This is a genomic window from Phytohabitans maris (genome assembly GCF_031085175.1).
Lineage (GTDB): Bacteria > Actinomycetota > Actinomycetes > Mycobacteriales > Micromonosporaceae > Phytohabitans > Phytohabitans maris.
In genome coordinates this window covers 1-25,096 of record NZ_JAVHUY010000007.1, presented here as the reverse complement: position 1 = coordinate 25,096, position 25,096 = coordinate 1, and the positions used below count along the sequence as shown (strand labels likewise).

At 70.1% G+C, this 25,096-nt stretch carries 23 protein-coding genes and 1 pseudogene; 14 read left to right on the top strand and 10 right to left on the bottom strand.

Going from position 1 to position 25,096, the window contains the following annotated elements:
• Positions 1-313: 313 nt before the first annotated feature.
• From RB614_RS08875 to RB614_RS08850, 6 genes are all read left to right on the top strand, one after another.
• Entirely contained in the window at positions 314-2,707 is a 2,394-nt protein-coding gene (locus tag RB614_RS08875) for a xanthine dehydrogenase family protein molybdopterin-binding subunit (protein WP_308712125.1), read from the top strand.
• A complete protein-coding gene (locus RB614_RS08870) occupies positions 2,704-3,522 on the top strand; it encodes an FAD binding domain-containing protein (protein WP_308711905.1) in 819 nt (272 codons plus the stop codon). The genes RB614_RS08875 and RB614_RS08870 overlap by 4 nt, the downstream gene beginning before the upstream one ends.
• A complete protein-coding gene (locus RB614_RS08865; RefSeq protein WP_308711904.1) occupies positions 3,470-4,024 on the top strand; it encodes a (2Fe-2S)-binding protein in 555 nt (184 codons plus the stop codon). The genes RB614_RS08870 and RB614_RS08865 overlap by 53 nt, the downstream gene beginning before the upstream one ends.
• A 13-nt stretch (positions 4,025-4,037) precedes the next feature.
• Positions 4,038-4,748, top strand: coding sequence for a dipeptidase (locus tag RB614_RS08860; protein ID WP_487379824.1), 711 nt, complete (start codon positions 4,038-4,040; stop codon positions 4,746-4,748).
• Positions 4,749-4,849: 101 nt separating this feature from the next.
• The gene (locus RB614_RS08855; RefSeq protein WP_308711902.1) at positions 4,850-5,962 is read left to right on the top strand and encodes a serine hydrolase domain-containing protein; all 1,113 of its coding nucleotides are present in this window, start codon (positions 4,850-4,852) and stop codon (positions 5,960-5,962) included.
• An 88-nt stretch (positions 5,963-6,050) separates the two neighbouring features.
• On the top strand, positions 6,051-6,368 hold the full coding sequence (locus RB614_RS08850; protein ID WP_308711901.1) for an ACT domain-containing protein: 318 nt from the start codon (positions 6,051-6,053) through the stop codon (positions 6,366-6,368).
• Between the two features lie 36 nt (positions 6,369-6,404).
• On the opposite strand, the gene RB614_RS08845 is transcribed toward RB614_RS08850, so the two are convergent.
• From RB614_RS08845 to RB614_RS08810, 8 genes are read right to left on the bottom strand one after another with little or no spacing between them, the layout of a single operon-like run.
• Positions 6,405-7,094: a GntR family transcriptional regulator gene (locus tag RB614_RS08845; protein WP_308711900.1), complete on the bottom strand. Its 690-nt coding sequence runs from the start codon at positions 7,092-7,094 to the stop codon at positions 6,405-6,407.
• 34 nt (positions 7,095-7,128) lie between these two features.
• Positions 7,129-7,788 (bottom strand): 4-carboxy-4-hydroxy-2-oxoadipate aldolase/oxaloacetate decarboxylase, encoded by a 660-nt coding sequence (locus tag RB614_RS08840; RefSeq protein WP_308711899.1) that lies wholly within the window; start codon positions 7,786-7,788, stop codon positions 7,129-7,131.
• The gene (locus RB614_RS08835) at positions 7,785-8,783 is read right to left on the bottom strand and encodes an amidohydrolase family protein (RefSeq protein ID WP_308711898.1); all 999 of its coding nucleotides are present in this window, start codon (positions 8,781-8,783) and stop codon (positions 7,785-7,787) included. Before RB614_RS08835 ends, RB614_RS08840 begins: the two co-directional genes overlap by 4 nt.
• On the bottom strand, positions 8,780-9,673 hold the full coding sequence (locus RB614_RS08830) for a substrate-binding domain-containing protein (RefSeq protein ID WP_308711897.1): 894 nt from the start codon (positions 9,671-9,673) through the stop codon (positions 8,780-8,782). Before RB614_RS08830 ends, RB614_RS08835 begins: the two co-directional genes overlap by 4 nt.
• On the bottom strand, positions 9,670-10,536 hold the full coding sequence (locus tag RB614_RS08825) for a fumarylacetoacetate hydrolase family protein (RefSeq protein WP_308711896.1): 867 nt from the start codon (positions 10,534-10,536) through the stop codon (positions 9,670-9,672). Before RB614_RS08825 ends, RB614_RS08830 begins: the two co-directional genes overlap by 4 nt.
• Positions 10,533-11,558: an NAD(P)-dependent oxidoreductase gene (locus RB614_RS08820; protein ID WP_308711895.1), complete on the bottom strand. Its 1,026-nt coding sequence runs from the start codon at positions 11,556-11,558 to the stop codon at positions 10,533-10,535. The genes RB614_RS08825 and RB614_RS08820 overlap by 4 nt, the downstream gene beginning before the upstream one ends.
• The gene (locus RB614_RS08815; protein WP_308711894.1) at positions 11,555-12,544 is read right to left on the bottom strand and encodes a Gfo/Idh/MocA family protein; all 990 of its coding nucleotides are present in this window, start codon (positions 12,542-12,544) and stop codon (positions 11,555-11,557) included. The genes RB614_RS08820 and RB614_RS08815 overlap by 4 nt, the downstream gene beginning before the upstream one ends.
• A 2-nt stretch (positions 12,545-12,546) precedes the next feature.
• Positions 12,547-13,722 (bottom strand): M24 family metallopeptidase, encoded by a 1,176-nt coding sequence (locus RB614_RS08810; RefSeq protein ID WP_308711893.1) that lies wholly within the window; start codon positions 13,720-13,722, stop codon positions 12,547-12,549.
• A 248-nt stretch (positions 13,723-13,970) separates the two neighbouring features.
• Between RB614_RS08810 and RB614_RS08805 the strand changes: the two genes are divergently transcribed.
• From RB614_RS08805 to RB614_RS08770, 8 genes are all read left to right on the top strand, one after another.
• Positions 13,971-14,936, top strand: a complete 966-nt coding sequence (locus RB614_RS08805) for an ABC transporter substrate-binding protein (RefSeq protein ID WP_308711892.1) — start codon at positions 13,971-13,973, stop codon at positions 14,934-14,936.
• Between the two features lie 13 nt (positions 14,937-14,949).
• Positions 14,950-15,792, top strand: a complete 843-nt coding sequence (locus RB614_RS08800; RefSeq protein WP_308711891.1) for an amidohydrolase family protein — start codon at positions 14,950-14,952, stop codon at positions 15,790-15,792.
• Positions 15,793-15,919: 127 nt separating this feature from the next.
• Positions 15,920-17,020: an ABC transporter substrate-binding protein gene (locus tag RB614_RS08795; RefSeq protein WP_308712124.1), complete on the top strand. Its 1,101-nt coding sequence runs from the start codon at positions 15,920-15,922 to the stop codon at positions 17,018-17,020.
• A 111-nt stretch (positions 17,021-17,131) separates the two neighbouring features.
• Positions 17,132-18,784 (top strand): ABC transporter permease, encoded by a 1,653-nt coding sequence (locus RB614_RS08790; RefSeq protein WP_308711890.1) that lies wholly within the window; start codon positions 17,132-17,134, stop codon positions 18,782-18,784.
• A complete protein-coding gene (locus tag RB614_RS08785; RefSeq protein ID WP_308711889.1) occupies positions 18,781-19,632 on the top strand; it encodes an aspartate/glutamate racemase family protein in 852 nt (283 codons plus the stop codon). The genes RB614_RS08790 and RB614_RS08785 overlap by 4 nt, the downstream gene beginning before the upstream one ends.
• Positions 19,633-19,658: 26 nt before the next feature.
• Positions 19,659-20,561, top strand: a complete 903-nt coding sequence (locus tag RB614_RS08780) for an ABC transporter substrate-binding protein (protein ID WP_308711888.1) — start codon at positions 19,659-19,661, stop codon at positions 20,559-20,561.
• Between the two features lie 65 nt (positions 20,562-20,626).
• Positions 20,627-21,793, top strand: a complete 1,167-nt coding sequence (locus RB614_RS08775; RefSeq protein ID WP_308711887.1) for an ABC transporter ATP-binding protein — start codon at positions 20,627-20,629, stop codon at positions 21,791-21,793.
• 5 nt (positions 21,794-21,798) lie between these two features.
• Positions 21,799-22,971 (top strand): MFS transporter, encoded by a 1,173-nt coding sequence (locus RB614_RS08770; RefSeq protein ID WP_308711886.1) that lies wholly within the window; start codon positions 21,799-21,801, stop codon positions 22,969-22,971.
• Positions 22,972-23,112: 141 nt separating this feature from the next.
• Here the strand turns inward: RB614_RS08770 and RB614_RS08760 are convergent.
• Both RB614_RS08760 and RB614_RS08755 read right to left on the bottom strand, forming a co-directional pair.
• Positions 23,113-23,301: pseudogene (locus tag RB614_RS08760) on the bottom strand (Cmx/CmrA family chloramphenicol efflux MFS transporter); the annotation flags it as partial.
• 76 nt (positions 23,302-23,377) lie between these two features.
• A complete protein-coding gene (locus RB614_RS08755) occupies positions 23,378-25,042 on the bottom strand; it encodes an ISAzo13 family transposase (protein ID WP_308711885.1) in 1,665 nt (554 codons plus the stop codon).
• Positions 25,043-25,096: the final 54 nt, after the last annotated feature.

Sequence of the window (25,096 nt, the reverse complement as noted above, 5' to 3'; positions counted from 1 at the left end):
GGTTTCGCAGCTGGTAGTCATACCCGAGCCCGGAATCTGGGCCCGTGTCGTCGCCCTCTTCACCGGCCCCGCATACTCGCGAGGAGAAGGGGAACCACGAGCTCGTGACCATCACCCGAGGGTGGGTGCCCGAAGCGGGCGTGCCCGGCGGCGGCCACCGCGCCGTCGCCCTGCGCGGCGCCTGCGCGGATCTGCCGCACTCGCGGCAGGGAGGCAGCTTAGGCGGGAGTGCGCAGTCAGACCGCCTTCCGCGACATGGTCGCGTTTATCGGCTTCGGCGAGTGCGGAAGTGGCTGGAGGCAAGGTGACGGCAATGGTGCCGGCGAGCGCCGGATCGTCGCGGCGTGAGCCGGCCCTGGGCGCAGTGGAACAGACCCGCCGCAAGCATGGTGATCAACTCCTGGTCGGCCGCGGCGGCTACCTCGACGACCACGAGCCGCCAGGCACCCTCCACGCGGCGATCCTACGCAGCCCGCACCCCCACGCCCGCATCCGTTCCGTCGATGCGAGCGCGGCCCGGAGGTGCCGGTCTGTACGGGCCGTGGTGACCGGCGCTGAGGCGCTGTCACTGGCCGAGCCGCTCCCGCACTTCTTCGACCCGTCCTTGGTGGGCGGTCGCACCACGACGGTGCGGGTGCTGGCCGTCGACAAGGTGCGGTACGTGGGCGATCCGGTCGCGGCAGTGGTCGCCGACTCCCTCGCCGATGCCGAAGCCGCGCTGGACGCCATCGACGTGGACTACGAGATCCTTCCCGCGGTCGTCGACGCCGAGGACGCCCTGGCCGAGGGCGCGCCGACGGTGTTCGACGAGTGGGGCGACAACGTGCTCATCCGGTTCCCGTTCGCCGAAGGCGACCCGGCGAGGGCCCTCGCGATGGCCCCACACGTGATTGCCGACGAGATACGCATCCAGCGCTACCAGACCGCGCCGATGGAGCCGCGCGGCTACCTGGCACACTGGGAACCGACGGGGAAGCTGACCCTCTACGCCTCCACCCAGATCCCGCATCCGCTGCGCACCAACCTCTCCACCATCTTCGGCCTCTCCGAAGACCGGATCCGGGTCGTCGCGACCAGGCTCGGCGGGGCATTCGGCCACAAGTTCAACGGCTACCCCGAGGAGCCGCTGGTCTGCCTGCTGTCGCGGATGACCGGCGCCCCGGTGAAATGGGTGGAGACCCGGGCCGACTCGCTCCTGGTAGGCGCCCGGGAGTACATCCACCGGTTCTCGGTCGGTTTCGACGACGACGGCCGCATCCTCGCCATCACTGACCGCATCATCGGCAACATCGGCTGCCTGGCCACGTGGGGCGGCTGGAGCATGACCTATCCGGCCGGGATGACCTTGCCCGGTCCCTACCTGGTGTCCGACTACGACATCGAGTCCATTGCGGTTGTCACCAACAAGGCGCCCTGGAACGGTGCGCGCGGGTACGGCAAAGAGTCCGCCACGGTAGCCATCGAGCGCATGGTCGACCTCGTCGCCGCGGAGCTCGGTATGGACCCTGTGGAGGTCCGCCGTCGCAACTTGATCCCGCCGGAGCGGTTTCCCCACTGGACCGTCGCCAAGCACCTGGACAGCGGCGACTACAGGGGTGCGCTGGACAAGGTCGTCGAACTCGCCGGCTACCACCGGCAGCGGGAGCTGCAGCGGGATGCGCGGGAGCAGGGGCGGACGCGGGGTGTCGGTGTCGCGTTCGAGCTGACCCCCGAGGGCGGCGACTTCGCCGGGAGCTATGTACGCGGGTTCGACACGTCGACCGTCCGGGTCAGCCCGTCCGGCGCGGTCACGGTGCTGACCGGGGTGACCAGCCTAGGTACCGGAAGCGACACGGGCATCGCCGCTCTCGTGGCGCGTGAGCTAGGCCTGACCGTCGACGCCGTGTCGATCCTGCAGGGTGACACCGATTCCTGCCCCTACGGGTTCGGCAACTTCTCCGCCCGCAGTCTCGCCACGGGTGGCGGGGCCGCGGTGCTCGCCGCGCGCGAGGTGCGGGAGCGGATGGCATTGGCCGCGGGAGTGCTGCTCGACACCCCACCCGAGGGCCTGGTGTTCGCCGGCGGCCACGTGCACACCGCAGACGGTGGGCGCTCAATAGCCTTCGGCGCGGTCGCCGAGCAGGTCTATCGCCGAGCCTACGCCGTCCCCGGGCTCGACCAGCCGCTGCTGGAGGCGACCAAAGTGGACAGACCGCGAAACCTCACGCACCAGCCTGACGAGCACGGCAGGATGTCGGCGTACCCGACGTTTCCGTACTCGACGCACGTCGCGGTGGTCGATGTGGACGCAGAGACCGGCCAGGTGCGGCTGCTTGACTACACGTGCGTCGAAGACTGTGGCGTTCAGATCAACCCCAGGTTCGTCGCTAGCCAGATCTACGGCGCGATCGCGATGGGCGTCGGGGGCGCGCTGTTCGAAGAGCTGCCCTACGACAGTGCGGGGCAACCCCTCGCGCGCACTTTCACGCAGTACCTGGTGCCGCGGGCCAACGATCTTCCAGCCATACGGCTCGACCACCAGTGCACCCCTTCGCCGTACACGCTCCTGGGCACCAAGGGCGCCGGCCAGAGCGGCGTGGGCGGAGCGGCAGCGAGCCTCGCCAGCGCCGTCAACGACGCCTTGGCGCCCCTGGGCGTCCGTATCACCACCATGCCGCTGTCCCCACCCACCGTGCTGCGGGCCATACGCTCAGGCGGAAAGCCGTGATCCGCACCAGCCTGCGCTACCACCGGCCGGCCACGCCGGAGGAGAGCACCGCGATCCTCGTCGAGTACGCCGGCGACGTCGTCGTCCTGGGCGGGGGCACGATGATCCTGCCCATGATGCACCGGGCCGAGGTCGAGGCCGGCCACATCGTCGATCTGCGCGGGCTCGGCCTGGCAACGGTTACTGAAGAGGGGAGGTACGTCCGGATTGGTGCTATGGTCACATACGGCGACCTGCTCGATTCGGACGTCGTTGCTCGCGAAGCGCCCCTGCTGCGCCGTATGGCGGGCGCCATCACCGGCGGCAACCAACTGCGCAACCTGGCCACCGCTGGCGGAGCCGCGTGCTACGGAAACCCGTCCTCTGACGTGCCAGCGGTCCTCGTGGCGCTGGGGGCGACCATGTGCCTGCACGGTCCAGCGGGGGAGCGACGCGTACCGGCTGCTGAGTTCTTCGTCGATGCCTTCCGGACCGCGGTCGGTGGCGGCGAGTTCCTGATGTGGATGGAGGTGCCGCGGCTCGTGGTAGAGGTGGGCTACCACAAGCTCAAGCTGTGCGAGGGAAGCGGGCCCATTGTCACCGCGGCCGTCGTCCGGGACGGTGGGCGTACCATCGCGACCGTCGGTGCCGCCAGTGTGACTCCGCTCCGCTTCGACCTGACCTCTTGTGTGGACTCCGGAGTGGACACGGTGGACGAGCTTATCCGCGACGGTGTGGTGAATCCGTGGACCGACGTGCTGGCCGACGGTAGGTACCGCAGGGATGTCGCTGGCGCCGTTGTCCGCCGCGCCGTTGCCGATCTGCGGGAGGGCTGAAGCGATCATGGACCCAATCGGATCTGCTGCGCCGGCTCGCACGATCGCCTTGCGCGTCAACGGCGTCGAGCTCACCACCCCGATCGAAGACCGTGAGCTGCTTGTGGACGTCGTCCGGAAGCGACTGCGCCAGACCGGGACGCATGTCGGCTGCTATAACGGCGACTGTGGGGTGTGCACGATCTCACTCAATGGCAAGATCATCAAGTCGTGCCTGATACTCGCCGCCAGCGCCGACGGCGGGGATATCACGACCATCGAAGGCTTCTCTGGCGGTGAGGAGCTCGACGACATCCAGCAGGCGTTCTGGGACGAAGACGGGTTCCAATGTGGATTCTGCCTACCTGGCATGCTCTTCGCCGCGCGCGACCTGTTGGAGCGCAACCCCGAGCCGTCCGAAGCCGACATACGCCAAGCGATCAGTGGAAACATCTGCCGCTGCACGGGATACGTCAACATCGTCAGGTCAGTACACACCGCGGCACAACGGCGCACGTCCTGACCCCCGACCTCGGATGATCTCTGGGCGGGCGTCGGTCCAGGAACATGCGAGGGTGGGACGGGACCGTAGTCGTGCTGCGGCCCGGCCCGGTGTTTCGGGCTCCGCTCACTCTCGGTTCGCATGCTGCGAGCGGACACGCGAAAACGGTCTGGCAATCCCGCTATCGATGACCTGGTCGCCCCGCGTCCTGCGTGAGTGCCGCTGCCATCGCGTCGTGTGGATAGGCGCGCTCGGCGTGGCCGGGGTGGACGACGTCCTCGAACGCGCCACCCGGCCCTTCCTGGCCAGCCACTCGGGCTGTCGCGCGATCACCGACGTACACCGCAATCTCAGCGACGAGCAGTTGGAGGGCATCGCGGAGCGCGGCGGCGTGGTCGGCGTCGCCGTCGCGGTCCCGCAGTTCCTCGACGCCGAGAACCCGTCGGTGGAACGAGCCGTGGACCACATCGAACACGTGATGGCCACCGCCGGCGTTGACCGTGTCGGCATCGGGCCGGACTTCATCGAGGACTACTTCCAGGCCGCGTACGGCGGCTGGGTGCCGGTGCCCGGCGTCGAGAACAGCCCACACCACGCCGAGATCGAGCGACCGGCCGACCTCCCCAAGGTCACGGCCGAGATGGTGCGCCGCGGTTTCCCCGAGCACGACATCCGCAAGATCCTCGGCGGAAACGTCCAGCGCGTCCTGCATGACGTCATGGGCAATCCGCGACCAGCACGGTGATCGAGTTGCACGAGTAATCGAGGTAGTCAAGGAGGAGACCTGTCATGGCAGACGTGTCCGCGGCTGACGTACGGGCCTGGATCGACCGCCACGGAGACGAGATGGCCGACCTGCTGATCCGGTTGGTGGCATTCGAGACGGAGAACCCGCCTGGGCGCGATCTGGCTGAGTGCGCGGAGCTGCTGCGGGCGGAGATGGACAGACTCGGCCTCGGACCGGAGGTGCTCAAACCCGAGCCGGCCGGCACGCTCGAAGACCCGCGGATCGTCCCCGGGTTCGTGCTCGCGGCCCGCGCCATCGAGGAGCTGACCGGGCTGAGCTTCGAGCGCGCGATCCAACGCGAGCTCTTCGAACCGTGCGGCATGCATGACTCGACGGCCCACCAGACCCAGGCATTCCTGCGACGGACCGCGGTCGGCGCGTTCGCAGATGCCGAGTCCGGCGAACTGCGGGCGTCGCCGTACTTCACGCTGCCCGAGTCCGGAGCGGGCGCCGGCGCCACACCAATCGTCACTGCCGATGACATGTTGACGTTCGGCCAGATGCACCTGGCGGGTGGCGTCGCGCCGAACAAGAACCGGGTCTTGTCGGAGGTGCTCACCGCGACGATGCAAGAACCGACGTACGACCTGGGCATTCCACAGGCTCCGCCGATGGGACTGGGCTGGTGGATGTTCCCGATCGCCGGTACGACGGCGCCATGGCACGGCGGCGGTTCGCCCGGCGCAACCTCCAGCTTCTGCATTCTGCCCGAGTACGACGCCGCGATCGTGAGTTTCGCCTCGGGCCCAGGAGGGACGGTCCTGAACGATCTGCTGCACAGCGCGGTCATCGAGGACATCAGTGGACGCAAGGTCAGGCCGCCGTTGGAGATCGACCCGCGGTCGGCTGACCCGTCGTTCGCCGGCGAGTACGCCTCGTTCCAGAAGCGCATGGTCGTCGACAAGGACGGTGACGCACTACGCGTGGCTACCCGCTTCGAGCTGTACGACGATGAACACCGCGAAATGCTCCTCGGCTACACGGGATCCGCCGACCTGCCGCCGGTGACCTACACCAGCGTGGCGCCAGGACAGTACGCACCCGAAGGAGCAACGCCCGAACTATTGTCCGGCTTCTACGGCCGCTTGGGCCTGCTCGCCACGTTGCCGGCCGCACCCGGTCGACGTGCCGGCCCGCACTCGGGATTCAGGTACATACCGAAGGTCGGCTGAGGAAACTGTTCACCCGTCCGCGTTTGGCCTGTCGCATGTGGCTTCGGCGATGCACCGTCGGATGCCGCACCCACTGGAGGTGACCGCGATGCCGGAGCATCTGCTCGCCGTCGTCGCAGGACCGGGACGGGACGTGCCGGCCCGCGTGATCGGCCTGCCGCTGCCCTCCGACATCGACATCATCGGCATGCGCTTCAGTCATCCGCCTGGCTCGGGACTGTGGTGTATCCAGCTGACGGTGGACGTACCGTCGGCGGAACGACTCACGCTGCTCACCAAGCGCCTCCACCGGCTTGTCGACGTACTCAGGGTCGTGCCGCTCGAACCCGGCGGAAGGCACGAGAGCCCGCTGACGTGGGACCCACCCATGATCAATCGGGGTCCACAGCGCCCACCAGGTGCTTGAGCAACAAGTACACCGTCGACCGCGTCAACTCGCCGGTCAGCTACGGTCCTGCGGGGCCGTTTTGATGGTGAGTGCACGGCGGGTGGCGGCGAGGTGGTGGCGCATGGCTGCCTCGGCGGCGAGCCGGTTGTTGGTGCGCAGGGCGGCGAGGATGGCTTGGTGTTCGCGGAGTGAGCCGTCGCGGGGGTGGCGGGTGGCTTGGTTGCGGTATTGGCTCATGACCAGGGGGTAGGGCGTGGCGGAGATGAAGCGGGAGAGGGTGGGCTGGCGCGCGGCTGTGATGATCAGGGCGTGGAACTCGCGGTTGTAGGCGGAGTACTGGCGGCCGTTGCCGGTGCGGTCCATTTCGATCATCTGTTCGATGATGGTGTCGAGGCGGTCGCATTCCTGGGGGAGGATGCGGGCGGCGGCCAGGCCTGCGGCGGCGGACTCGAGGATTTCGCGGGTCTCCAGGATTTCGATGGCTTCGGCGGGGGAGAACTGGCGTACGCGGGCGCCGCGGTTGCGTTCCAGGGAGATGTAGTTTTCCTGCTCCAGTGCGACGAACACCGCGCGTAGCGTTGGTCGGGAGATGCCGAGGGTGGCGGTCAGCTCGCTTTCGATCAGCCGTTGGTTGGGCTGGTAGTCGCCGCGGCGGATCGCGGCGGCCAGTTCCCGGCGGGCGCGTAGGACGGTGCCGGGTTCGGAACTGTCCTCGAACGGTTCCACTGGTGTGCTGATCGACATCTCGGGCTCACTCCGTACGGGCAATGCGAAACAGTCAAGATAGGCCGGCGGCACCGGCCTGGCGTAACAGGTCGTCGATGTTCTTGCCGTGGCCGGCGGCGTATCGGGCGCGGACCGCGCCTTCGTGCTCCTCCCGGCGGGCCGCCGCGGCCGCCACCTCGGCCGCGTCGCTGGTGGCGACCACGACCACCCCGTCGGCGTCGGCGAGCACCAGGTCGCCCGGGGTGACCTGGACGCCGCCGCAGACGACGGGGGTGTTGACCCAGCCGGCGGCCTGCTTGGTGGTGCCGGCGGCGGAGATCGCCCGGGACCAGACGGGAAAGCCGGCGCGGCGGATGTCGCGGGTGTCGCGTACGCCGGCGTCGATCACCAGCGCCGCGACGCCGCGGGCCTGGCAGAGCGTGGCGAGCAGGTCGCCGAACATTCCGTGCGTCGAGGGTGACAGCGTCGCGACCACGAGGATGTCGCCGGGCGTGCAGGTGTCGATCGCCGCGTGGACCATCAGGTTGTCGCCGGCGTGGCAGAGGGCGGTTACCGCTGGCCCGCAGGCGGTCAGTTCGGGGTCGAGTGGGGTGAGGCCGGTCATCAGGCCGCGCCGGTCGTACGCCTCGTGCACGGTGGCCACCCCGAACCGGGCGAGGTCGGCGACCACCTCGGCCGGAGCGCTCGCCGCGCGGGCGTGGATCCTGGTCACACCAACACCCCCGCGAGCCGGGGGAAGGCGCGCAACGCGTTTGCGTGGGTGATCGCCTCCGCCGTGTCCGCCGGGAGGGCGGGCAGCAGCGTGGGCAGGATGTCGTCGAACGTGGAGCCGGTGTGCGGGTCGACGGCGGCGCCCGTGCCGTACATCTCGGAGCCGAACAGGAACCGGTCGGCGCCGACCGCCTCGATCATCGCGAGCAGCGTGCCGCTGTCGTAGACGGCGGTGTCGAACCAGAGCCGCCGCAGCGCCTCGTCGAACGGCCCGCGGTGCTCGGCGATGTGCAGGGCCCGGTGACGGTTCATGTTCATCGGTACGCCTCCGCCGCCGTGCGGCACGATCAGCGACAGCTCCGGGAACCGCTCGGTGAGCACAGTGGAGTTGCACAGCTCGATCACCGCGGCGTAGTGCTGGGCGATGTAGTGCGAGCCGTTGAGGTGGAAGGCCGGATGCCGGGTGGCGCTGGCGTGCACCATCCCCGGCACCCGCAGCCGCACCGCCGCCGCCCACAGTGGATCCCACCACTGGTCGCCGAGCGAGGGCGTCAGCGGCGGCAGGCCGGCGGAGACGTCCGGGTTGACGACAAAGCCGACGAAGCCGAGCCCTTCCACGCACCGCTCCAGCTCCGTGACGCACTCGGCCGGGGAGACGCCGGGGCTCTGTGGAAGCTGGCACACCCCAGCGAAGCGTCCCGGGTACGCGGCGACGGCGGCGGCCACCGCGTCGTTGCACGCCTCCGTCCAGTTTCGACTGACCGCCGCGTCACCGACCTCGTGCCCCATCCCGGACGCGCGCGGGCTCAGCAGCACCATGTCGATGCCCCGCTCGTCCATCCGCGCCACGTAGCCGGCGAGGGACGCGGCGACGGCGTCGGCCGGGAGCGCCAGTCGCGTACGCGGTGGCTTGTTGAGCCGGGCGAGCATGCGCCCACGGTACGCGTCCAGTGCGGCCGGCGCGGTCGTATAGTGCCCGTGTACGTCAATGATCATGCGGATTTGACCCGGCCGAAGTCGTGCCCGGTGAGACCTTCCAGTTTGGACTGAACCTCGTCGGCGGTCACCGGGCGGGACGTGATTCCCTGCTCGTAGGCGTAGCGGCCGGCCAGGTCGAGCGAGGCGGCGACCGCGTCGAAGCCGGCCGGGTAGAGGTCGGGGGAGGAGCTGACCCGCGGCATCGCCGGTGCCGCGCCGGCGATGACCCGGCAGATCTCCGCGACCAGGTCACCGTTCGCGGCCGCGAAGGCGTCGGTCACCACGGCCATGTGGTTGAGGGGTACGGCGCCGACGCGCCCATACCAGCCGGCGGCGGCCCGGGCCGGGTCGGGGATGATCGTGCGCACCCGCTCGTCGCCGGGGAGTTCGTTGCCCATGATGGCCGCGTCGATCTGGCCGGTCAGGAAGTCCTGGGGGAGCGTGGCGCCGGCCGGGGCGCGGGTCACGAAGTCGGGGTCGGCGGCGCCGGCGACGTGTCCGCTCTCGTAGACCATCCACTTCACGCGGGCCGGGTCGAGGCGGTGGTCGTCGGCAAGGATGCCGCGCACCCAGACGCCGGTGGTCTGGCTCCACGACCGCACGCCGACCCGCCGGCCGGCCAGGTCGTCCACGGTGGACACGCCCGCACCGTCCAGTGTGACCAGTGTGTGGTGCTGGAACCGGCCGAGCACGGTCACCGGCAGCAGGCACAGCGGCCGGCCCGCGTCGTACGCCTGCAGGAACGTGACCAGCGCCAGCTCGGCCACGTCGTACCGGAGGTCGTTGACCACGCCGGGGAACGCTTTGTGGATCGGCTTGACGTCGGCGAAGTCGAAGCCGGTGGCGAAGGGGTGCTCGCGCAGGGCGGTGGCGACCGTGGCGGAGCCGAAGACGACCGAGGCGTTCATGCGGTGGTCACCGCCTGCCCGGTCGGCACCGGCCACGACCGGTGGCTGGGATCGACGATGTCCACCGACAGCTCGCCGATCCGCTCGACGCTCATCCGTACGTGGTCGCCGCCCTGCACCGGCCCCATGCCGATGTGGTACGTGCCGGTGGCGATCACGTCGCCGGGTGCGATCCCGCTGACCGACGAGGCGACCTCGATCAGGCGGTCGATCCGGTTGGCCATCTGGCCGGTGGAGTAGCGCTGGCGCACCTTGCCGTTGACGGAGAGCTCGACGGTCAGGTCGTGCGGGTCGGGGATCTCGTCGGCGGTGACCAGCACCGGTCCCATCGGCCCGAACGTGTGGAACGACTTCTTCATGTAGTAGGTGGTGCCGACGTCGCGGGCGGAGAGGTCGAGGAAGCCGGTGTACCCGAAGACGTGCGACATCGCCTCGGCCGCCGGGATGTCCCGGCCACCGGTGCCGATGACCGCGGCCAGCTCCGGCTCGTGATGGAAGACCCGCGCCGGTACCGGTGGCAGCGAGACCGTGGCTCCAGTGGGGACGATCGACAGCGGTGACTTGAGGAAGAAGTCCGCCGCTACACCCTGGCGGTCGTCGGCGTAGTTCTTCACCGCGCAGAGCAGCTGCCGCGGCGAGGGTACCGGCGCCTCCAACGTCGCCTCGGCCACCGGCCGGTGTTCCAATGTGGAGTCGGTGGCGAGCGCGGCCAGCTCGTCGCGGTGGGCGGCGTACCCATCGATGAGTGCCAGCAGCCGCTCCTGCGGCGAGGTGGTCGCGGGGACCACCGTCTCGGGTATCGGGGTGACGCGGTCGCCGGCGACCGTGCCGAGCCGTCCGCCGTCGAAGAAGCAGAAGATCATTTCGGCTCCAAGGGTCCGTCGAAGGGGCGCCGGTTGTCCCAGACCTCGGGGTTGACCAGCCCGACCGGGCGGGTGCCGGCCGCGGCGGCGAGCACCCGCTCGCCGATCTCGCGGGCCCGGGTCTCGTCCGACTGCGCGGTCACGCCGGCGATGTGCGGGGTGAGGATGACGTTGTCGAGCCGCCGCAGCGGCGAGTCGACCGGCAGCGGCTCCTCGGCGAAGACGTCGAGCGCGGCGCCGGCGATCCGGCCGCTTTCCAGCGCCTCGACAAGTGCGGGCTCGTCGACGACCTCGCCGCGTGAGCAGTTGACCAGCAAGGCCCGCGGCGGCAGCGCGGCGAGGACCTCGGCGCCGACCAGCCCGGCGGTCCGGGCGGTCAGCGGCACGTGCAGCAGCAGCACGTCCGCGCGGCGCACGCAGTCGAGCAGATCGGCGCAGAGCTCAACGCCCAGCTCGGCGGCGTGCGCGGCGGGCAGGAACGGGTCGTACCCGATCAGCGTGGCCGGGCGGAGGACGGCGAGCTTCTGCGCGACCTTGCGCCCGATGTGTCCCAGGCCGACGATCGCGACGGTGCTGGTGGTGAGGTCGCCGCCGATGCGCAGGTCGGCCCGGGAGTAGCGGTCGCGCACGGCCGCCCAGTCGGCGCCGCCGCGCAGCTCGCGGTCGGCCGCGACGATCCGTCGGGTCAGCGCGAGCACGGTGCCGAGGGTGAACTCGGCGACCGCGTCGGCCGCCGCGCCGGTGTTGGCGATGACCGGGATGCCGCGCGCGGTCGCGGCCGTGATATCGATCCAGTCGAACCCGGCGGTGGGCGCGGCGACCACGCGCAGGCCGGGCGCGGCGTCGAGGGCGTCGCCGTCGATCGTGACGCCCTTGGTGGCCAGCACGATCCGGGCGCCGGCGAGGTGGCGGCGGACCGTCTCCGGGCGCTGGTCCGGGCAGTACTCGACCGGTCCGAGCGCCCTGAGCAGGCGTTCGGCGGCGGCGAGGTAGCCGAGCCGCTTGGTGATGACGGTGGTCACGAAACACCTCCGAGATGGCGCTCGACCGCTTCCACGACCTGGAGCGAAACGAGGCCGTCGGCGCCGGTGGCGCACGCGCCGGTCCCGCCGACGAACGCGTCGAACTGAGCGGTGTAGGGATCGTGCGGTGGAAGCTCGACGGCTTGCTCGCCGGCGCCGGAGACGACCCGTACGGTGCCAGCCCCGGGCCCGCCGATCGAGCCGGTGATCTCCAGCCGCCCGCGGGTGCCGACGACGGTGACGCCGTTGGCGGGGTGGCGGGAGCGGCCGGCGGTGAGGGTGACGAGCACGCCGCGGGCGGTGGTACCGGTGACGTGGACGAACCGCTGCGGCCCGTCCGCGCTCTCGGCCATCGTCGCGGTGACGTCGAGGATCTCGTCGTCGAGCAGCCAGCGAGCCAGGTCGACGGCGTGCGCCCCAGTGCCGCTCATCGCGCCCCGGCTCGGGGTGCCGATGTCCCGGGAGGCGCCAAGGCGGGTGGTGGTGTCGCCGGGCGCGAGTGCGTGCACGTACTCGATCCGGATCCACAGTAGACTGCCGAGCTCGCCGTCGACGATCATCCGCCGCGCCCGCTGGTGTGCGGGGTTGTGCCGCAGGTGGAAGCCGGTGCCGAGGGCCACGCCGAGCCGCCGGCAGGCCTCCACCATGCGGTGGGCCGGTTCCACCGCGGGCGCGAGAGGCTTCTCGCAGAGCACGTGCTTACCGGCGGAGGCCGCCTGCGTGGTCTGCCGCTCGTGCCGGTCGTTGCCGGAGCAGACATAGACGTGGGTGACCGCCGGGTCGGCGAGCAGGTCTTCCAGCGAGGTGCCCCACGCCGGTACCGCGTGCCGGGCGGCGACGTCGGCGGCCCGGGCCGGGTCCGAGCCGCAGACCGCGACGGCGCCGCCGAGGCGGGCCCGGGCCAGCGCCGGCAGGCCGTACCGGTCGGCGTGCCGGCCGAGGCCGACGACGAGCCAGCCAGCGGGCGTGGAGGTGGATGGCGGCATGGTCAGCTCAGCGTGTACGGGTAGGTGGAGTAGAGGTCGATGCCGGTCTCGGTGATCACGATCTCGTCCTCCAGGTGTACCCCGCCCACGCCGTCCTCGCCGAGCGGCGGGCTGGTCACCGAGAAGGTCATGCCGGGCAGCAGCTCGTAGTCGTCGATCGCGCGCAGGTGCGGGCCCTCGAAGGCGGAGATGCCGATGCCGTGGCCGAGCGTGCGGCGGCCCAGCTTGGCGCAGATCTCGGCGGGGGAGACGCCCGGGCCGAGCGCGCCCAGCTGCTCCATCTGCAGGTCGTACGCCCGCTTGAGCAGGTCGACCTGTGCCTGGGTGGGCTTGCCGCCGCAGACGAAGGCACGGCAGAAGTCGCCGAAGTAGCCGGAGAAGCAGCCGCCGAAGTCCATGTTGACCAGGTCGCCGTGCTGGACGATGCGGTCGGTGTGGAAGCGCCGGTACGGGTGCGCGCCGGGACCGGAGTTGACCACCTCGGAGCACTGCGTGGTCTCGGTGCCGAGCGCCCACATCGCGCGGAAGCACTCGCCGACGAGCTCGCACTCGCGGACGCCGGGGCGCAGGATGTCGACCGCCGCCTGCATGCCGGCCTCGGAGATCGCGTACGCCATCTTGAGGCATTTGATCTCGTCGGCGGTCTTGATCCGCCGCGCGTTGATCATCAGTTCCTGCCCGTTGACCCACCGGGCCTTCGGCAGCCGGGCGCAGAGCACATCGTGCATCGCCGGGGACCAGATGTCGACGCCGATCCGGGCGGTTTCGATCGCCGAGCCGAAGTAGTGGAGCAGGTCGTCGACGAAGGAGTTGACGTCCTTCTCGATGTCCATCTGGTACGGGGTGTGGAAGCGGTCGTCCGGGATCCACGGGATGTTACGCGCGGCGTAGTCCGGGTCGATGATCCAGACCGCGGCGTCGCCCTCGGCGGCCAGGACGACGAGCGGGCCGCCGCCGAGCTGGATGGTCGGCCAGTAGAGCCGCTTGATGCCGGTGCTATACCGCGCGTTTTCGGCCCGCAGCTCGATCAGGAAGTCGACCCCGGCGTCGGCCATGGCCGCCCGGGTGCGGGAGAGGCGCTCGGTCCGCAGCCGGTCCATGTCGACCCGTGGCTCCCAGTCGGTCTGCATCGGTCCGAACGTCGTCGCAGAACGGACGATCGAGCTGTCGTGGGGCATACGAACCTCCTGACACGTTCAGCGGATGTTGGCGATCGTCAGACAGCAGGCGTGAGATTGTCAAGCACTTCTGCGCCCAGGTGTGATCCAGATCGCTCACAGGTCGAACACCGTTAGTCGCAATGAGCAGCGATGTCGTGCTGCGAATTGCTGGCTTGTGTCAAAGAGGTTTCGCAGATCGCTTGACAATCAGGGCAACCAGTGTCTAACAATCGTTTACTCGTTGCTCAAGCCCAGGGGAGGAATCGGTGCGATCGTTCCGGGCCACCTTCACGCCCTACCCGCACACCCGAGCGCTCGCCGACGGTGTCGTCGGCCTGGCCAGCGGTCGGCTCGAGTTCGTCCGCACCGAGCCGATCATCAAGGCGTACCGGGAGATGGTCCGCCACCTCGCGTTCGACATCGCCGAGCTCGCACCGACCACGTACCTGATGGCCCGCGCCGCCGGCATCCCGATCGTGGCGATCCCGGTCTTCACCAAGCGCCAGTTCCACCACGGCGCGATCCTGTGCCACCCGTCGTCGGGGATCCGGGTGCCGCAGGACCTGCTCGGCCGCAAGGTGGGGGTCCGGGCGTACTCGGTGACCACCGGCGTCTGGGTCCGCGGCCTGCTCTCCGACGACTTCGACGTCCAGCCGGACCGCATCGAGTGGATCACCGACGACGAGGAGCACGTGCCCGGGTACGCGGCACCGCCGAACGTGCGGCCCGCGCCGGCCGGCGAGAGCCTGCAGGGCATGCTCCGTGCCGGGCAGATCGACGCCGCACTCACCGGCAACGCGGGTGTCGGGCGCACCGGCGCGCCCCGGGAGGGCTGGAAGGCGGCGGCCGCGGCCGACGAGCCGTCCTACTCGCTGTTCGGCACGCCGGAGCCCCTCGAACGGGACTGGTACCGCCGGACCGGCGTCTACCCCATCCACGCCGTCATCACCCTGCGCGAGGATCTGACCAAGGAGCATCCCGACCTGCCCACCGAGCTGTACCAGGCGTTCGCCGCGGCCAAGCGCGAGGGCGGCGCCGACCGGGCCACGCTGATCGGGCAGAAGACCGCTGCGGCCGCCATCCCGGAGCGGGAGGACCCCATCCCGTACGGCATCGAGCCGAACGCCGCCTCGCTCACCGCGCTCGTCCGCTACGCCACCGAGCAGCGGCTGCTCGACGTCCCACCCTCGCTCGACTCGATCTTCGCGCCCGGCGACTACCCGACGGCGTGATCGGAGGCCTGGTGTGAACGTCATCGACATCCACCCGCACATCCTCTCCGCCGACCGGGAGGCGTACCCGCTCGCGCCGGTCGGCGGTACAGTCTCCGGCTGGGCGAGCACCCGACCGGTCACCGCCGAGCAACTACTGTCCGAGATGGACACCGCCGGCGTCGCCAAGGCCGCCCTCGTCCAGGCCTCGACCGCCTACGGGTACGACAACAGATACGTGATCGACAGCGCCGAGCGGTACCCGGACCGCTTCACCGCCATCTGCTGCGTCGACCCCCTCTCCGCCGGCGCGGAGAAGCGGATCGCGGAATGGGCGCGGCACCCCGCCGTCGCCGGCGTGCGCCTGTTCACCACCGGCAGCACGCTGCCGGGCCAGGCCGCCTGGCTCAACCACGAGACCACGTACCCGTTCTGGGCGGCCGCATCCCGTACCGGCACGCCGGTCTGCGTCCAGATGCGACTGTCCGCAGTGGACCAGCTGGTCGACGTCCTGGAACGCTTCCCGGACGCGACGATCGTGCTGGACCACATGGCCTACCCGTCGATCGCGCCCGGCACCGAGCGAGCCGCGTTCGACGAGCTGGCCGGGCTCGCCAAGTACCCGCGCCTGTTCCTGAAGATGACGATGCGCAACACCGAACCGCTCGTGGCCAGCGACGCGCGCCGGTTCCTCGACCCGCTCCTGGCCGCCTTCGGATCGGAGCGGATCGCCTGGGGTTCCAACTTCCCCGCCGCCACCCAGTCCCTGCCCACGCTGCTGGAGCTCGCGACCACCGCACTGGCCGGCGTACCCGCCGACGCCAGGCGAAACATCCTTTGCGCGACAGCGCAGCGGCTCTACCCGGCGCTTCGCTGACCGCGCGTCCCCACCTCACAACCGGCACCGGTGCGGTGCCGACCGTCCAGAGGAGGACATCCACGCCATGACACCCCCCGCGATAACGAGACGGCCGGGCCGCGCCGTCCTCGCCACGTTGAGCACCGTGACCCTGGCCTTCGCCACCGCCTGCGGCGGCAACGGCGGTGGCGCCGGCGGCGACGTCGACATCTCGAACGTGCAGGCGCCGATCCTGCAGACCCTCGATGGCGACGAGCGCACCCGCGTCGCCACGCTCATCGCCCAGGCCCGCGCCGAGGGCGAGCTGAACTGGATCACCCCGATCATCACCGAGTCGAAGGACCCGCTGGTCAACGAGTTCAAGACGCTGTACGGGCTGCCCGACCTGAAGGTCAACTTCGAAAACCTGCAGACCGGCCAGGTCACCTCCCGGATCCAGTCCGAAGTGCAGTCCCGGCAGGTCAAGACCGACTTCGTCGGACTCAACGGCTCGCCGTCGTTCTTCAAGACACTCAAGGACGCCGGCATGCTCGTCCAGTACGAGTCGCCGGAGCTGGCCGCCTACAAGGGCAAGGAGCAGTTCGTCAGCATCGACCCCGGCTACTGGGCGGCCCCGATCGCGGTCCAGTACCTGCCGGTGTACAACCCCAAGACCTGGCCGGCCGGCGTGGACAGCTGGTACGACCTGCTCGACCCCCGACTCAAGGGCAAGATGAGCTGGCCCGGCGTGCCCTCCAGCGAGTCGGCGCTGTTCATGTACTACGGCCTGCGGTCCGTGCTGCCGGTCTCCTACTTCCAGGACCTGGCCAAGAACACGCCGCGCGTCGGCGTCGGAAACTCCACAGTGGCCACCCAGATGGTCGCCGAGGGCGAGCTCACCATCGCCGTGACCCAGAGCCACAGCGCGCACAACACCTCCAAGGAACTGGGCGTGCCACTTGCGGTCGCGTTCCCCAAGGAGGGCGCGGTCCTCGACGGCTGGGGTGTCGGCCTGCTGCAGGGCAGTCCGCACCCGTCGGCCGCCAAGCTCTTCATGGACTTCGTGCTGAGCCAGAAGGCCGTCCAGATCATGGTGGAAAACCAGGCCGCCACACCGGTCCGCGACGACGTGCGGATGCCGACCGAACTGCACGAGTTCGCCCCGGCAAGCCTCAGCGCCGCACACGCGATCGCCGTAGACTCCCTTGTGGACCGCGGCACGCTGGAGAAGTCCCGGGAAGAGTTCGTCGGGATGTTCGGCGGCTGAATCATGAGTGTCGAAGCACTCCCCAAGCCCAGCGCGGGTCCCTCGAAGCCCGCGCGGGGCGGCCGCCGGAGCCTCCGGCAGTCAGGGCCCGGCCGGTGGATCGTCATCGGCTTGACCTGGGCCATGGCCGCCGCCGTCGTCGTGCCGCTCCTGGCCGTCCTCTACGAAAGCCTCCGCAAGCGGACCGGCCTGCTGACCAGCGTGTGGTCCCTGGACAGCTACCGCGCCCTGTTCACCCCACGGATCTACGAGGCGGCGTTCCTGTCGTTCAAGTTCGGCCTGGGCAGCGCGATCTTCGCCACGGTAGTCGGTACGGTGCTCGCCTTCCTGATCGTCCGGACCGACGTGCCCGGCCGGCGGTTCATCGAGCTCGCCTCCTACGTGCCGTTCTTCCTCTCCTCGTTCCTACTCGCGGTCTGCTGGCAGTACGTCGGCTCGCCCAACACCGGCCTGGTCAACCGCCTCGCCATCGACTGGGGACTTGCCGACAGCGCGTTCCTCAACATCTACTCCGAGTACGGCATCATCCTGGTCGTCGGCATCGCGCACACGCCGCTGGCGTTCCTCATGGTCGCCGGAGCGCTGCGCCAGATGGACCCGGCGCTGGAGCAGGCCGCACGGGTATGCGGCGCCGGGCGGCTGCGCACCAGTTGGCTGGTCACGCTCCGGCTGGTCAGCCGCGGCGTCATCTCCGCTTTCATCATCAACTTCGTGCTCGGCTTCGAGGACCTCGGCGTGCCACTGGTGCTTGGCAACCCGGCCGGGATCGAACCGCTGCCGATGCGGATCTGGGAGGTGATCCAGCGCGAGTTCCCGGCCGACTACAACTTCGCCGCCGCGGCCAGCGTCCTGCTGCTCACCGTGCCGGTGCTGGCCTTCTGGCTACAGTCCCGGATCACCGGCTCCCGGGCGCGGTACACGCTGTCCGGCAAGGCGTCCGCGCCGCAGCGGATGACGCTCGGCTGGGCCAAGTGGCCGGCGTTCGCGTTCTGCCTCGGCTGGGTCTTCATCGCCGTCATCCTGCCGATGACCGCGCTGGCGCTCACCGCCTTCCAGCGCCGGTGGAGCGGCACGCTCGACCTCGACCTGCTCACGCTCGACAACTTCAAGACCGTCTTCGAGGGCAACTCGTACTCGCTGCCGGTGCTCTCCGCCTTCTGGAACAGCCTGGTGCTCGCGGTCGTCGTGGCCACGTTCGTGGTGATCATCGCGGCCGTCGCGACGTACGCGGTCAACCGGCTGCGGATGCGCGGCGGGCGCTGGGTCGAGGTGGTGCTGTCCGTGCCGCTTGCCATCCCCGGCTCGACGATCGCGGTCGGCCTGCTCAACCTGCTCGTGCAGACCCCGCTCTACGCCACCATCTGGATCATCGCGATCGGCTTCGCGATCCGCTACTTCCCGTACGGACTGCGCACCGTCGACGCCGCCGTCGGCGCCATCCACCCCGAGCTCGAGGAAGCCTCCCGCGTCTCCGGGTACGGCCTCGGCCAGACCCTGCGCCGGGTGGTGATGCCGCTGCTGCGCCCGGCGATGGTCGGCGGCTGGCTGCTGCTGTTCGTCCTGCTCATGCGGGACGTCGCGATGTCCAACCTCCTCTACGCCGGCGGCAACCGCACGCTCTCCGTCGCGCTGCTGAGCATCTCCGCGCTGCAGCCGACCGGCGTCGTCGCCGCGTTCACCCTGCTGCAGATCGTGCTGTTCCTGGTAGTCGCCGCGCTCGCCATGCTCTCCGGCGGCGCCCGACGGGAGGCCCTGCAAGTATGAGGTACCGCTTCGCGCTGATCCGCTCGTTCACGCTCTCCGCGGCCTCCGGCCACCCCGCCGCCGCGGGCGGCCGCACCAAACAGGAGAGCCTGCCCAACCACGCCGACGTCGCGCACCTGCTGTCCGATGTGGACTGGGAGCTGCTCGCCGGCCCGGTCGCGCCGTACGGCGACTGGGCCGTGGAAAACCGCGAGGAGTTCGCGCTCGTCGGCGCCGCCCGGCTCGCGATCGTCAAGCAGGCCTGCGAAAGCGGGAAGTACAACGCGATCGTACTGCTGGGCGGCGGCGAACCCGGCGCCCCGGCGGCCCGCGAGATCGCCCGCCGGTACGGCATCCCGGTCACCTCGTCCGCGTTCAGCCAGATGCACGTGGCCTCAATGGTGGGCCGGCGGTTCAGCTTCGTCGACCTGGCCGAGAGCCACAGCATGCACATCTACGACCTGGTGCTGCAGCACGGGTTCGCGGACCGGTGCGCCTCCATCCGCAGCATCAACTTCCCCCACTCCCGGCCCAGGTACGACGCCGCCGGCCGCGACCTGCACGAGGAGAAGCGCAAGGCCCTGCGCGGCGAGCCCTCCGCCGCGGTCGAGGAAGCGGTCGCCGCGGCCGTCGAGGCCATCGAGGAAGACGGCGCCGACACCATCCTGTTCAGCTGCTCCGGCACCTTCTGGCTGCGCCCGTTCGTCCAGAAGCGCCTCGCCGAGATCGGCTGGGAGGTACCCGTGCTCGACGGGCTCTCCACCTCCATCACCCTCGCCAAGGCGCTGATCGACCTCGGCGTCGACGCCAGCGGCCTGGTGTTTCCCGGCGACCACCCCCGGCGGTGGCGCCGCAAGCGGACCTTCTGAAACCCACCATCCACAAAGGAGCGACAGTGTCCCCGGTCTTCCGTCATTCGTACAGCAACTCCGGCGCCGTCAACGCGGTCTTCACCCTGGCCAAGGAGTACGGCTTCTACGACGAGGTGGGCGTCGAGGTCGAGCTGGTGGAGTACCCGCGCACCAGCGACGCGCTCAAGGGCGCGCTGCGCCGCGAGGTCGACGCCGCCACCTGCCCCGGCGTCTGCATCCTCAACGAGGCCATGGCCGGCCACGACCCGGTCAACGTGATGAACATGGAGGACGAGAACGTCTTCGGCATGATCGGCGCCCGGCACATCAAGACGCCGGCCGACCTCAAGGGCACCACGATCGGCACGTTCGGCCTCGGCGACCAGAACCAGGTCGTGATCAGCCGCGCGCTCACCAAGCTCGGCCTCGACCCGAAGTCCGATGTGGAGTTCAAGACCGACTACCCGGACCGCGCCGCCCTGCTCGCTGCGGTCGACGCCGGCGAGGTCAGCGCGATCTGCTTCACCGTCCCGACGCCGCTGATGGCCCGCCGGATGGGGCTGCCGATCCTGCTCGACTTCCGCGACCACCCGGAGCCGTACCAGTGCGGCGCCGTCGTGACCAGCCGCCGCTACGCCGACGAGAACCCCGAGACCCTCGTCCGCTTCCTGGCGGGGTCGATGAAGGGCGCCAAGCTCTTCCAGGAAGACATCGAAGCCGCGCTGCCACACCTGGCCGCGTGCAGCAAGCTCGACGACGAGGGCGTGCTGCGCGAGGTGCACGGCCTGTTCGCCATCGCGCTGCGCACGCTCACCCCGTCACTGCCGCCGCTGCGCGGCGTGGCGACCGACCTGGAGGCGGCACTGGGCCGACCGCTCGGCGTGGACCTGACCGCGCTCGTCGACGACTCCTTCGTGGCGCCGGCCGCTCGGCTGGCCAAACGGTGATCCTCCGCGACGGCGGCGGGTTGTGCGGATACGAATTGGATCTCCTCATGGGAAGGCGCAGGACGATGACACAGGCGGTTGCGGCCGGCACGAAGGCCGTCCCGGACAGCCGGCGCGCGGCGACCTCGCCCGGCCAGGAAGGTGACCTGGTCGTGCGGGGCCTGGTCCGCCAGTACCCGGGCGGCGCCGGCGTGGCCGGCATCGACCTCACCGTGGCCAAAGGCGAGATGATCAGCCTCCTCGGCGCCTCCGGCTGCGGCAAGACCACCACGCTGCGCTGCCTTGCCGGCATCGACACCCCCACCGGCGGGGAGATCTGGATCGGCGGGCAGGCGGTGTGGTCGGCCACGGCCGGGATCAACCTGCCGCCGGAGCGGCGCAACATCGGCATGGTCTTCCAGTCGTACGCGCTCTGGCCGCACATGACCGCGCTGGAGAACGTCATGTTTCCGCTGCGGGCCCGCAAAATCACCGGCAAGGAGGCACGCGAACGGGCGCGGAAGATGCTCGAACTCGTCGGGCTCGGCGCGATGGCCGACCGTTCACCGGACCGGCTCAGCGGCGGCCAGCAGCAGCGGGTCGCGCTCGCCCGGGCCATGGTGTACCACCCGAAGCTGCTGCTCTTCGACGAGCCGCTGAGCAACCTCGACGCCGAACTGCGCGAGACCGTACGGCAGGACATCCGCCGTACCCAGCGGGAGCTCGGCATCACAGCCCTGTACGTCACCCACGACCGCACCGAGGCGATGGCCCTGTCCGACCGGCTGATCGTCATGGCCGAGGGCCGGTTCGTGCAGGCCGGCACCCCCGCCGAACTGCTGGCCCGGCCGGCCTCGCCGTTCGTCGCCTCCCTGCTCGGCTCGGCCAACCTGGTCCGCGGCGAGGTGGCCGACGCGGCCGACGGCCTCGTGACGGTCGTCGCCGCTGGGGCGCGTTTCACCGGCCGGGCCGCCGGGACACTCCCCACCGGCGCCGCCGCGGTGGTCAGCATCCGGCCGACCGCCCTGCGCCTGGGCGTGCCCGGCGAGGGAGCGCCGGTCGAGGCCAACCGGGGCAGGATCCGGGACTGGTACCCCACCGGCCCGGAGTTCGAGTACGTGATCGAGGCCGGCGATCCCGGCGGGCCGGTACTCAAGGCGCTGAGCCACGCCGACTTCGGCCTGACCAAGGGCGACGAGGTCATGTTCTGGTACGACCCGCAGACCGCCACCTGTTTCGGCCAGGCCAGCTGACGGCTGTGGCACGCGTGACCCGAGGGGCGTTGCTCGCCCAGGTCGCGTTCGTGACCTCCGCCGGCAGCTCGGTGCGGCCGATGCTCACCTACCGCGCGGTCGACCTCGGCGCGAGCGGTCTGGAGATCGGACTGCTCGCGACGACCTTCGCCTTGCTGCCGGTGTTGTTCGCGTTCGCGATCGGAAGGGGGATCGACCGGCGCGGGCCGATGCGGTTCCTGCTTGCCGGCAGCGCCGTATCGGTCGGTGGAAGCACGCTGGCCATCGCCGCGCCCCGGCTCCTGGTCCTGTACGCCGCCACCGCGGCGCTCGGCCTCGGCCAGCTGCTGAGCATGCTCGCCCAGCAGTCGGTCGTCGCCGCCGCGCCAGCGGACGAGCGGGACCGCGCGTTCGGCCGGTTCTCGTCCGCGACCGCGGTCGGGCTGATGGCCGGCCCTCCACTGGCGACCGTCACCGCCGACCACTCCGAGGCGCTGGGCCTGTCCGAGGCCGTGGTCGGCCTGCTTGTCGGCCTGATCCTCTCCGTCGTCGCCTTCGTCGTGGCGTGGGCCGTCCGCCGCCACCCGTTCCCGGGCCGCCAGCTGACCGCGGCGGAGCCGACCCACCGGCTGGTCGCGCAGATCTTCCGCACCGGCGGGATGTGGCAGGCCCTGCTGGCCGGGGGCACCGTCCTGGCGGCCATCGACCTGCTCGCCGCGTTCCTGCCGCTCTGGGCGCGGGACCGCGGCATCTCGATCGGGGTGGTCGGGCTGCTGTTGACCGTCCGCGGCGCTTTCACCCTGCTGTCCCGGATCGGCTCCGAACGGCTGCTGCGCGCGGTCGGCCGGCGCGTGCTGCTCGCCGGGTCGCTGGTGGCGGCTGCTGCCGGGCTACTCACCCTGACGTTCGTCGGCCTCCTCGGCGCCCTGCTGGTCATGATCGTCCTCGGTGCCGGCCTCGGCCTGGCCCAACCGCTCACGATGTCGTGGATCGTCGCGGTCTCCGCCCCGGGCACCCGCGGGGCCGCGCTCGGTCTGCGGGTCACCGCCAACCGCGTTGCCCAGGCGACCCTGCCCGCCGCGATCGCCGCGGTGTCGGCCGGATCCGGCGCGAACGGCGTCTTCTGGGGTGCCGCGCTCATCCTTTCCACCGCCTCGGCCGCCCTCATGCGCGCACCCATGGGACGTCCCGGTGGCTAGGTGTAGGAGGGCTGGACGTTGCACCTCGCGATGATCTTACCCGGCTTGCGGTTGTTCTCGCCGTTCGGATCGATGAACCTGCGCTGCCCAAGGCCGAGTCGAGCCAGATGTCTGGTGACCGTGCGGCGATGGATGCTGACGCCGCGCAAGCGCCGCCATCAGCGGCGCGCCGACGATCATCCCGACAGCGAACGCCGAGGTCAGAAGCCCGGCGGCCCCGACCGACACGTCGAGGCTTGTGGCGATGTCCGGCACCAGGCCGGCAAGCATGAACTCCGAAGTGCCCATGGCGAAGACCGCCGTGGCAAGCAGGTAGAGCGGCAGAGGCATCGAGAACTCCGAGGTGAGAGAGAACGAGAAGGAGACGTCTCGTCACCGCGGCCAGCGCCCAAGGGATCGCAGATAATCAACTCGCAGGCTCTGTCTGTTCTGTAATGGTTTGCAACAGGTGGGTCAGGGTGGTCGGTTCCGGCATGGGTGCGATCGTGGTTCCGTGCAGTTTCAGCAAGGGCTGGATTTCGTTGATGGCTCGGCGGATGGTGTGGCGGCTGGTGGTGAACATCGCCGCCAGGGTCGGCTCAGGCAGTTGCAGGCGTAGGTGCAGGATCGTGGCCAAGACCTGGTCGGGCAAGGTGAATCGGGGTGGCCGGCCGGACCTTGGCGCGTGGGTGCGTTTGCCTTGCTGTTGGGCGAGGCGGGCGGCCTGCTCGTGTCGGGCGTCGCGGTGGGTTTGGCGCAGCTCGTCGAGGTCGGTGGTCAGCTGTTGGAGGTCCTGTGTGGACAGTCCGGTCAGCAGCGGATCTGATAGCAGGGCTGGGTCGGGCGCCGGACGGTCGGGCTGGTGGGCGGCGTCCCCGATCGTTGGTTGCGGGTGCAGGGTGTAGTTCCAGTCGCCGTGGAAGGCGTGTCTGGCGATCGGCACGGCGGCCATGTCGGCGTCGCTGACCTCGACGCCGGTCGGGTACTGGCCGGTGTCCAGTTCGGCGTGCACGCGTAGCCCGGTGCGGGTGGTCGTGGCGGCGATGGATTGCACGACGACCTCGTGGCTTTCCAGGGGCCGGCCGCGCCAGTTCATTGTGATGTGGCTGAAGAGCCGGTGCTCGACCTTGTTCCACTTCGAGGTGCCGGGTGGGAAGTGGCAGACGGTGACCCGCAGCCCGGTCTGTGCGGCGAACGCGGCCAACTCGGTCTTCCAGGCCCGGGTGCGGTAGCCGTTGGACCCGCCCGCGTCCGCGGTGATCAGCAGCCGCCCGGCGGTCGGGTAGTCGGCGCGACCGATCGCGTTCCACCAGCGGCGGATCGACTCGACCGCGAACGCGGCGGTGTCGTGATCGGTGCCGACGTTGACCCAACCGGCGTCAGCGGCCAGATCGTAGACGCCGTAGGGCACGACCTTGCCCAGGCTGTCGCTGGGAAAGTCGTGCGTGCGCGTGGCGACCGGTTCGCCCTTGGGCCGCCACTGCCGGCCCGGGTTGCTGAACTGCCCGACGAGTTCCTTCTTCTTGGTGTCCACGCTGATGACCGGATCTCCAGCGTCCTGATAGTTCTTGACCTGGTCGTTGATGTAGCGGAACTGGGCGTCCCGGTCCGGGTGCCGCTTGCCCTCGATGGTCTTGGTCGGGGCCTGCAGGCTGAATCCCTCCGCCCGCAGCAGGTCAGCGACAGTGTCCGCGCCGATGCGGTGGCCCTGCCGGGTCAACTCCTCGGCCAGTCGGCGGGTGGATTTCGTCGTCCACCGCAGCGGCGACATCGGATCGCCCCGCTCGTCCGGCTCGACCAACGCCAGCAACGCCGCGCGCAGCTCAGGATCCAACTCGACTAGCCGCTTCCGACCACCGCCAGGCCGACGCGTGCGACCCAACGGCTGACCGCCAGCGTCTAGATCGGACACTCCACGAGCCACCGTGTTCTCGGCCACCCCGGCAGCCCGCGCCACCGCCCGGATCCCGCCATACCCCAACGCGCGAGCCTCGGCAGCCATCAACAACCGACGCTGCCGCTCATCCAAATGCGGAAACAGCACCCGAAACTTCCCCGCCAACACCAACTCGGTCTCCACCGTCACGGCCATACCACATCAGACACCCGCACGAAGCAGAAACGCTAGTTATTCTTCGGTGATCCC

Bases quoted from the DNA above. Each gene is read 5' to 3' on its own strand.
- RB614_RS08875 (WP_308712125.1), top strand. From the start codon at position 314: ATGGTGCCGGCGAGCGCCGGATCGTCGCGGCGTGAGCCGGCCCTGGGC.
- RB614_RS08865 (WP_308711904.1), top strand. From the start codon at position 3,470: ATGTCGCTGGCGCCGTTGTCCGCCGCGCCGTTGCCGATCTGCGGGAGG.
- RB614_RS08860 (WP_487379824.1), top strand. From the start codon at position 4,038: ATGATCTCTGGGCGGGCGTCGGTCCAGGAACATGCGAGGGTGGGACGG.
- RB614_RS08855 (WP_308711902.1), top strand. From the start codon at position 4,850: ATGGCCGACCTGCTGATCCGGTTGGTGGCATTCGAGACGGAGAACCCG.
- RB614_RS08850 (WP_308711901.1), top strand. From the start codon at position 6,051: ATGCCGGAGCATCTGCTCGCCGTCGTCGCAGGACCGGGACGGGACGTG.
- RB614_RS08845 (WP_308711900.1), bottom strand. From the start codon at position 7,094: ATGTCGATCAGCACACCAGTGGAACCGTTCGAGGACAGTTCCGAACCC.
- RB614_RS08835 (WP_308711898.1), bottom strand. From the start codon at position 8,783: ATGATCATTGACGTACACGGGCACTATACGACCGCGCCGGCCGCACTG.
- RB614_RS08830 (WP_308711897.1), bottom strand. From the start codon at position 9,673: ATGAACGCCTCGGTCGTCTTCGGCTCCGCCACGGTCGCCACCGCCCTG.
- RB614_RS08825 (WP_308711896.1), bottom strand. From the start codon at position 10,536: ATGATCTTCTGCTTCTTCGACGGCGGACGGCTCGGCACGGTCGCCGGC.
- RB614_RS08815 (WP_308711894.1), bottom strand. From the start codon at position 12,544: ATGCCGCCATCCACCTCCACGCCCGCTGGCTGGCTCGTCGTCGGCCTC.
- RB614_RS08810 (WP_308711893.1), bottom strand. From the start codon at position 13,722: ATGCCCCACGACAGCTCGATCGTCCGTTCTGCGACGACGTTCGGACCG.
- RB614_RS08785 (WP_308711889.1), top strand. From the start codon at position 18,781: ATGAGGTACCGCTTCGCGCTGATCCGCTCGTTCACGCTCTCCGCGGCC.
- RB614_RS08775 (WP_308711887.1), top strand. From the start codon at position 20,627: ATGACACAGGCGGTTGCGGCCGGCACGAAGGCCGTCCCGGACAGCCGG.
- RB614_RS08755 (WP_308711885.1), bottom strand. From the start codon at position 25,042: ATGGCCGTGACGGTGGAGACCGAGTTGGTGTTGGCGGGGAAGTTTCGG.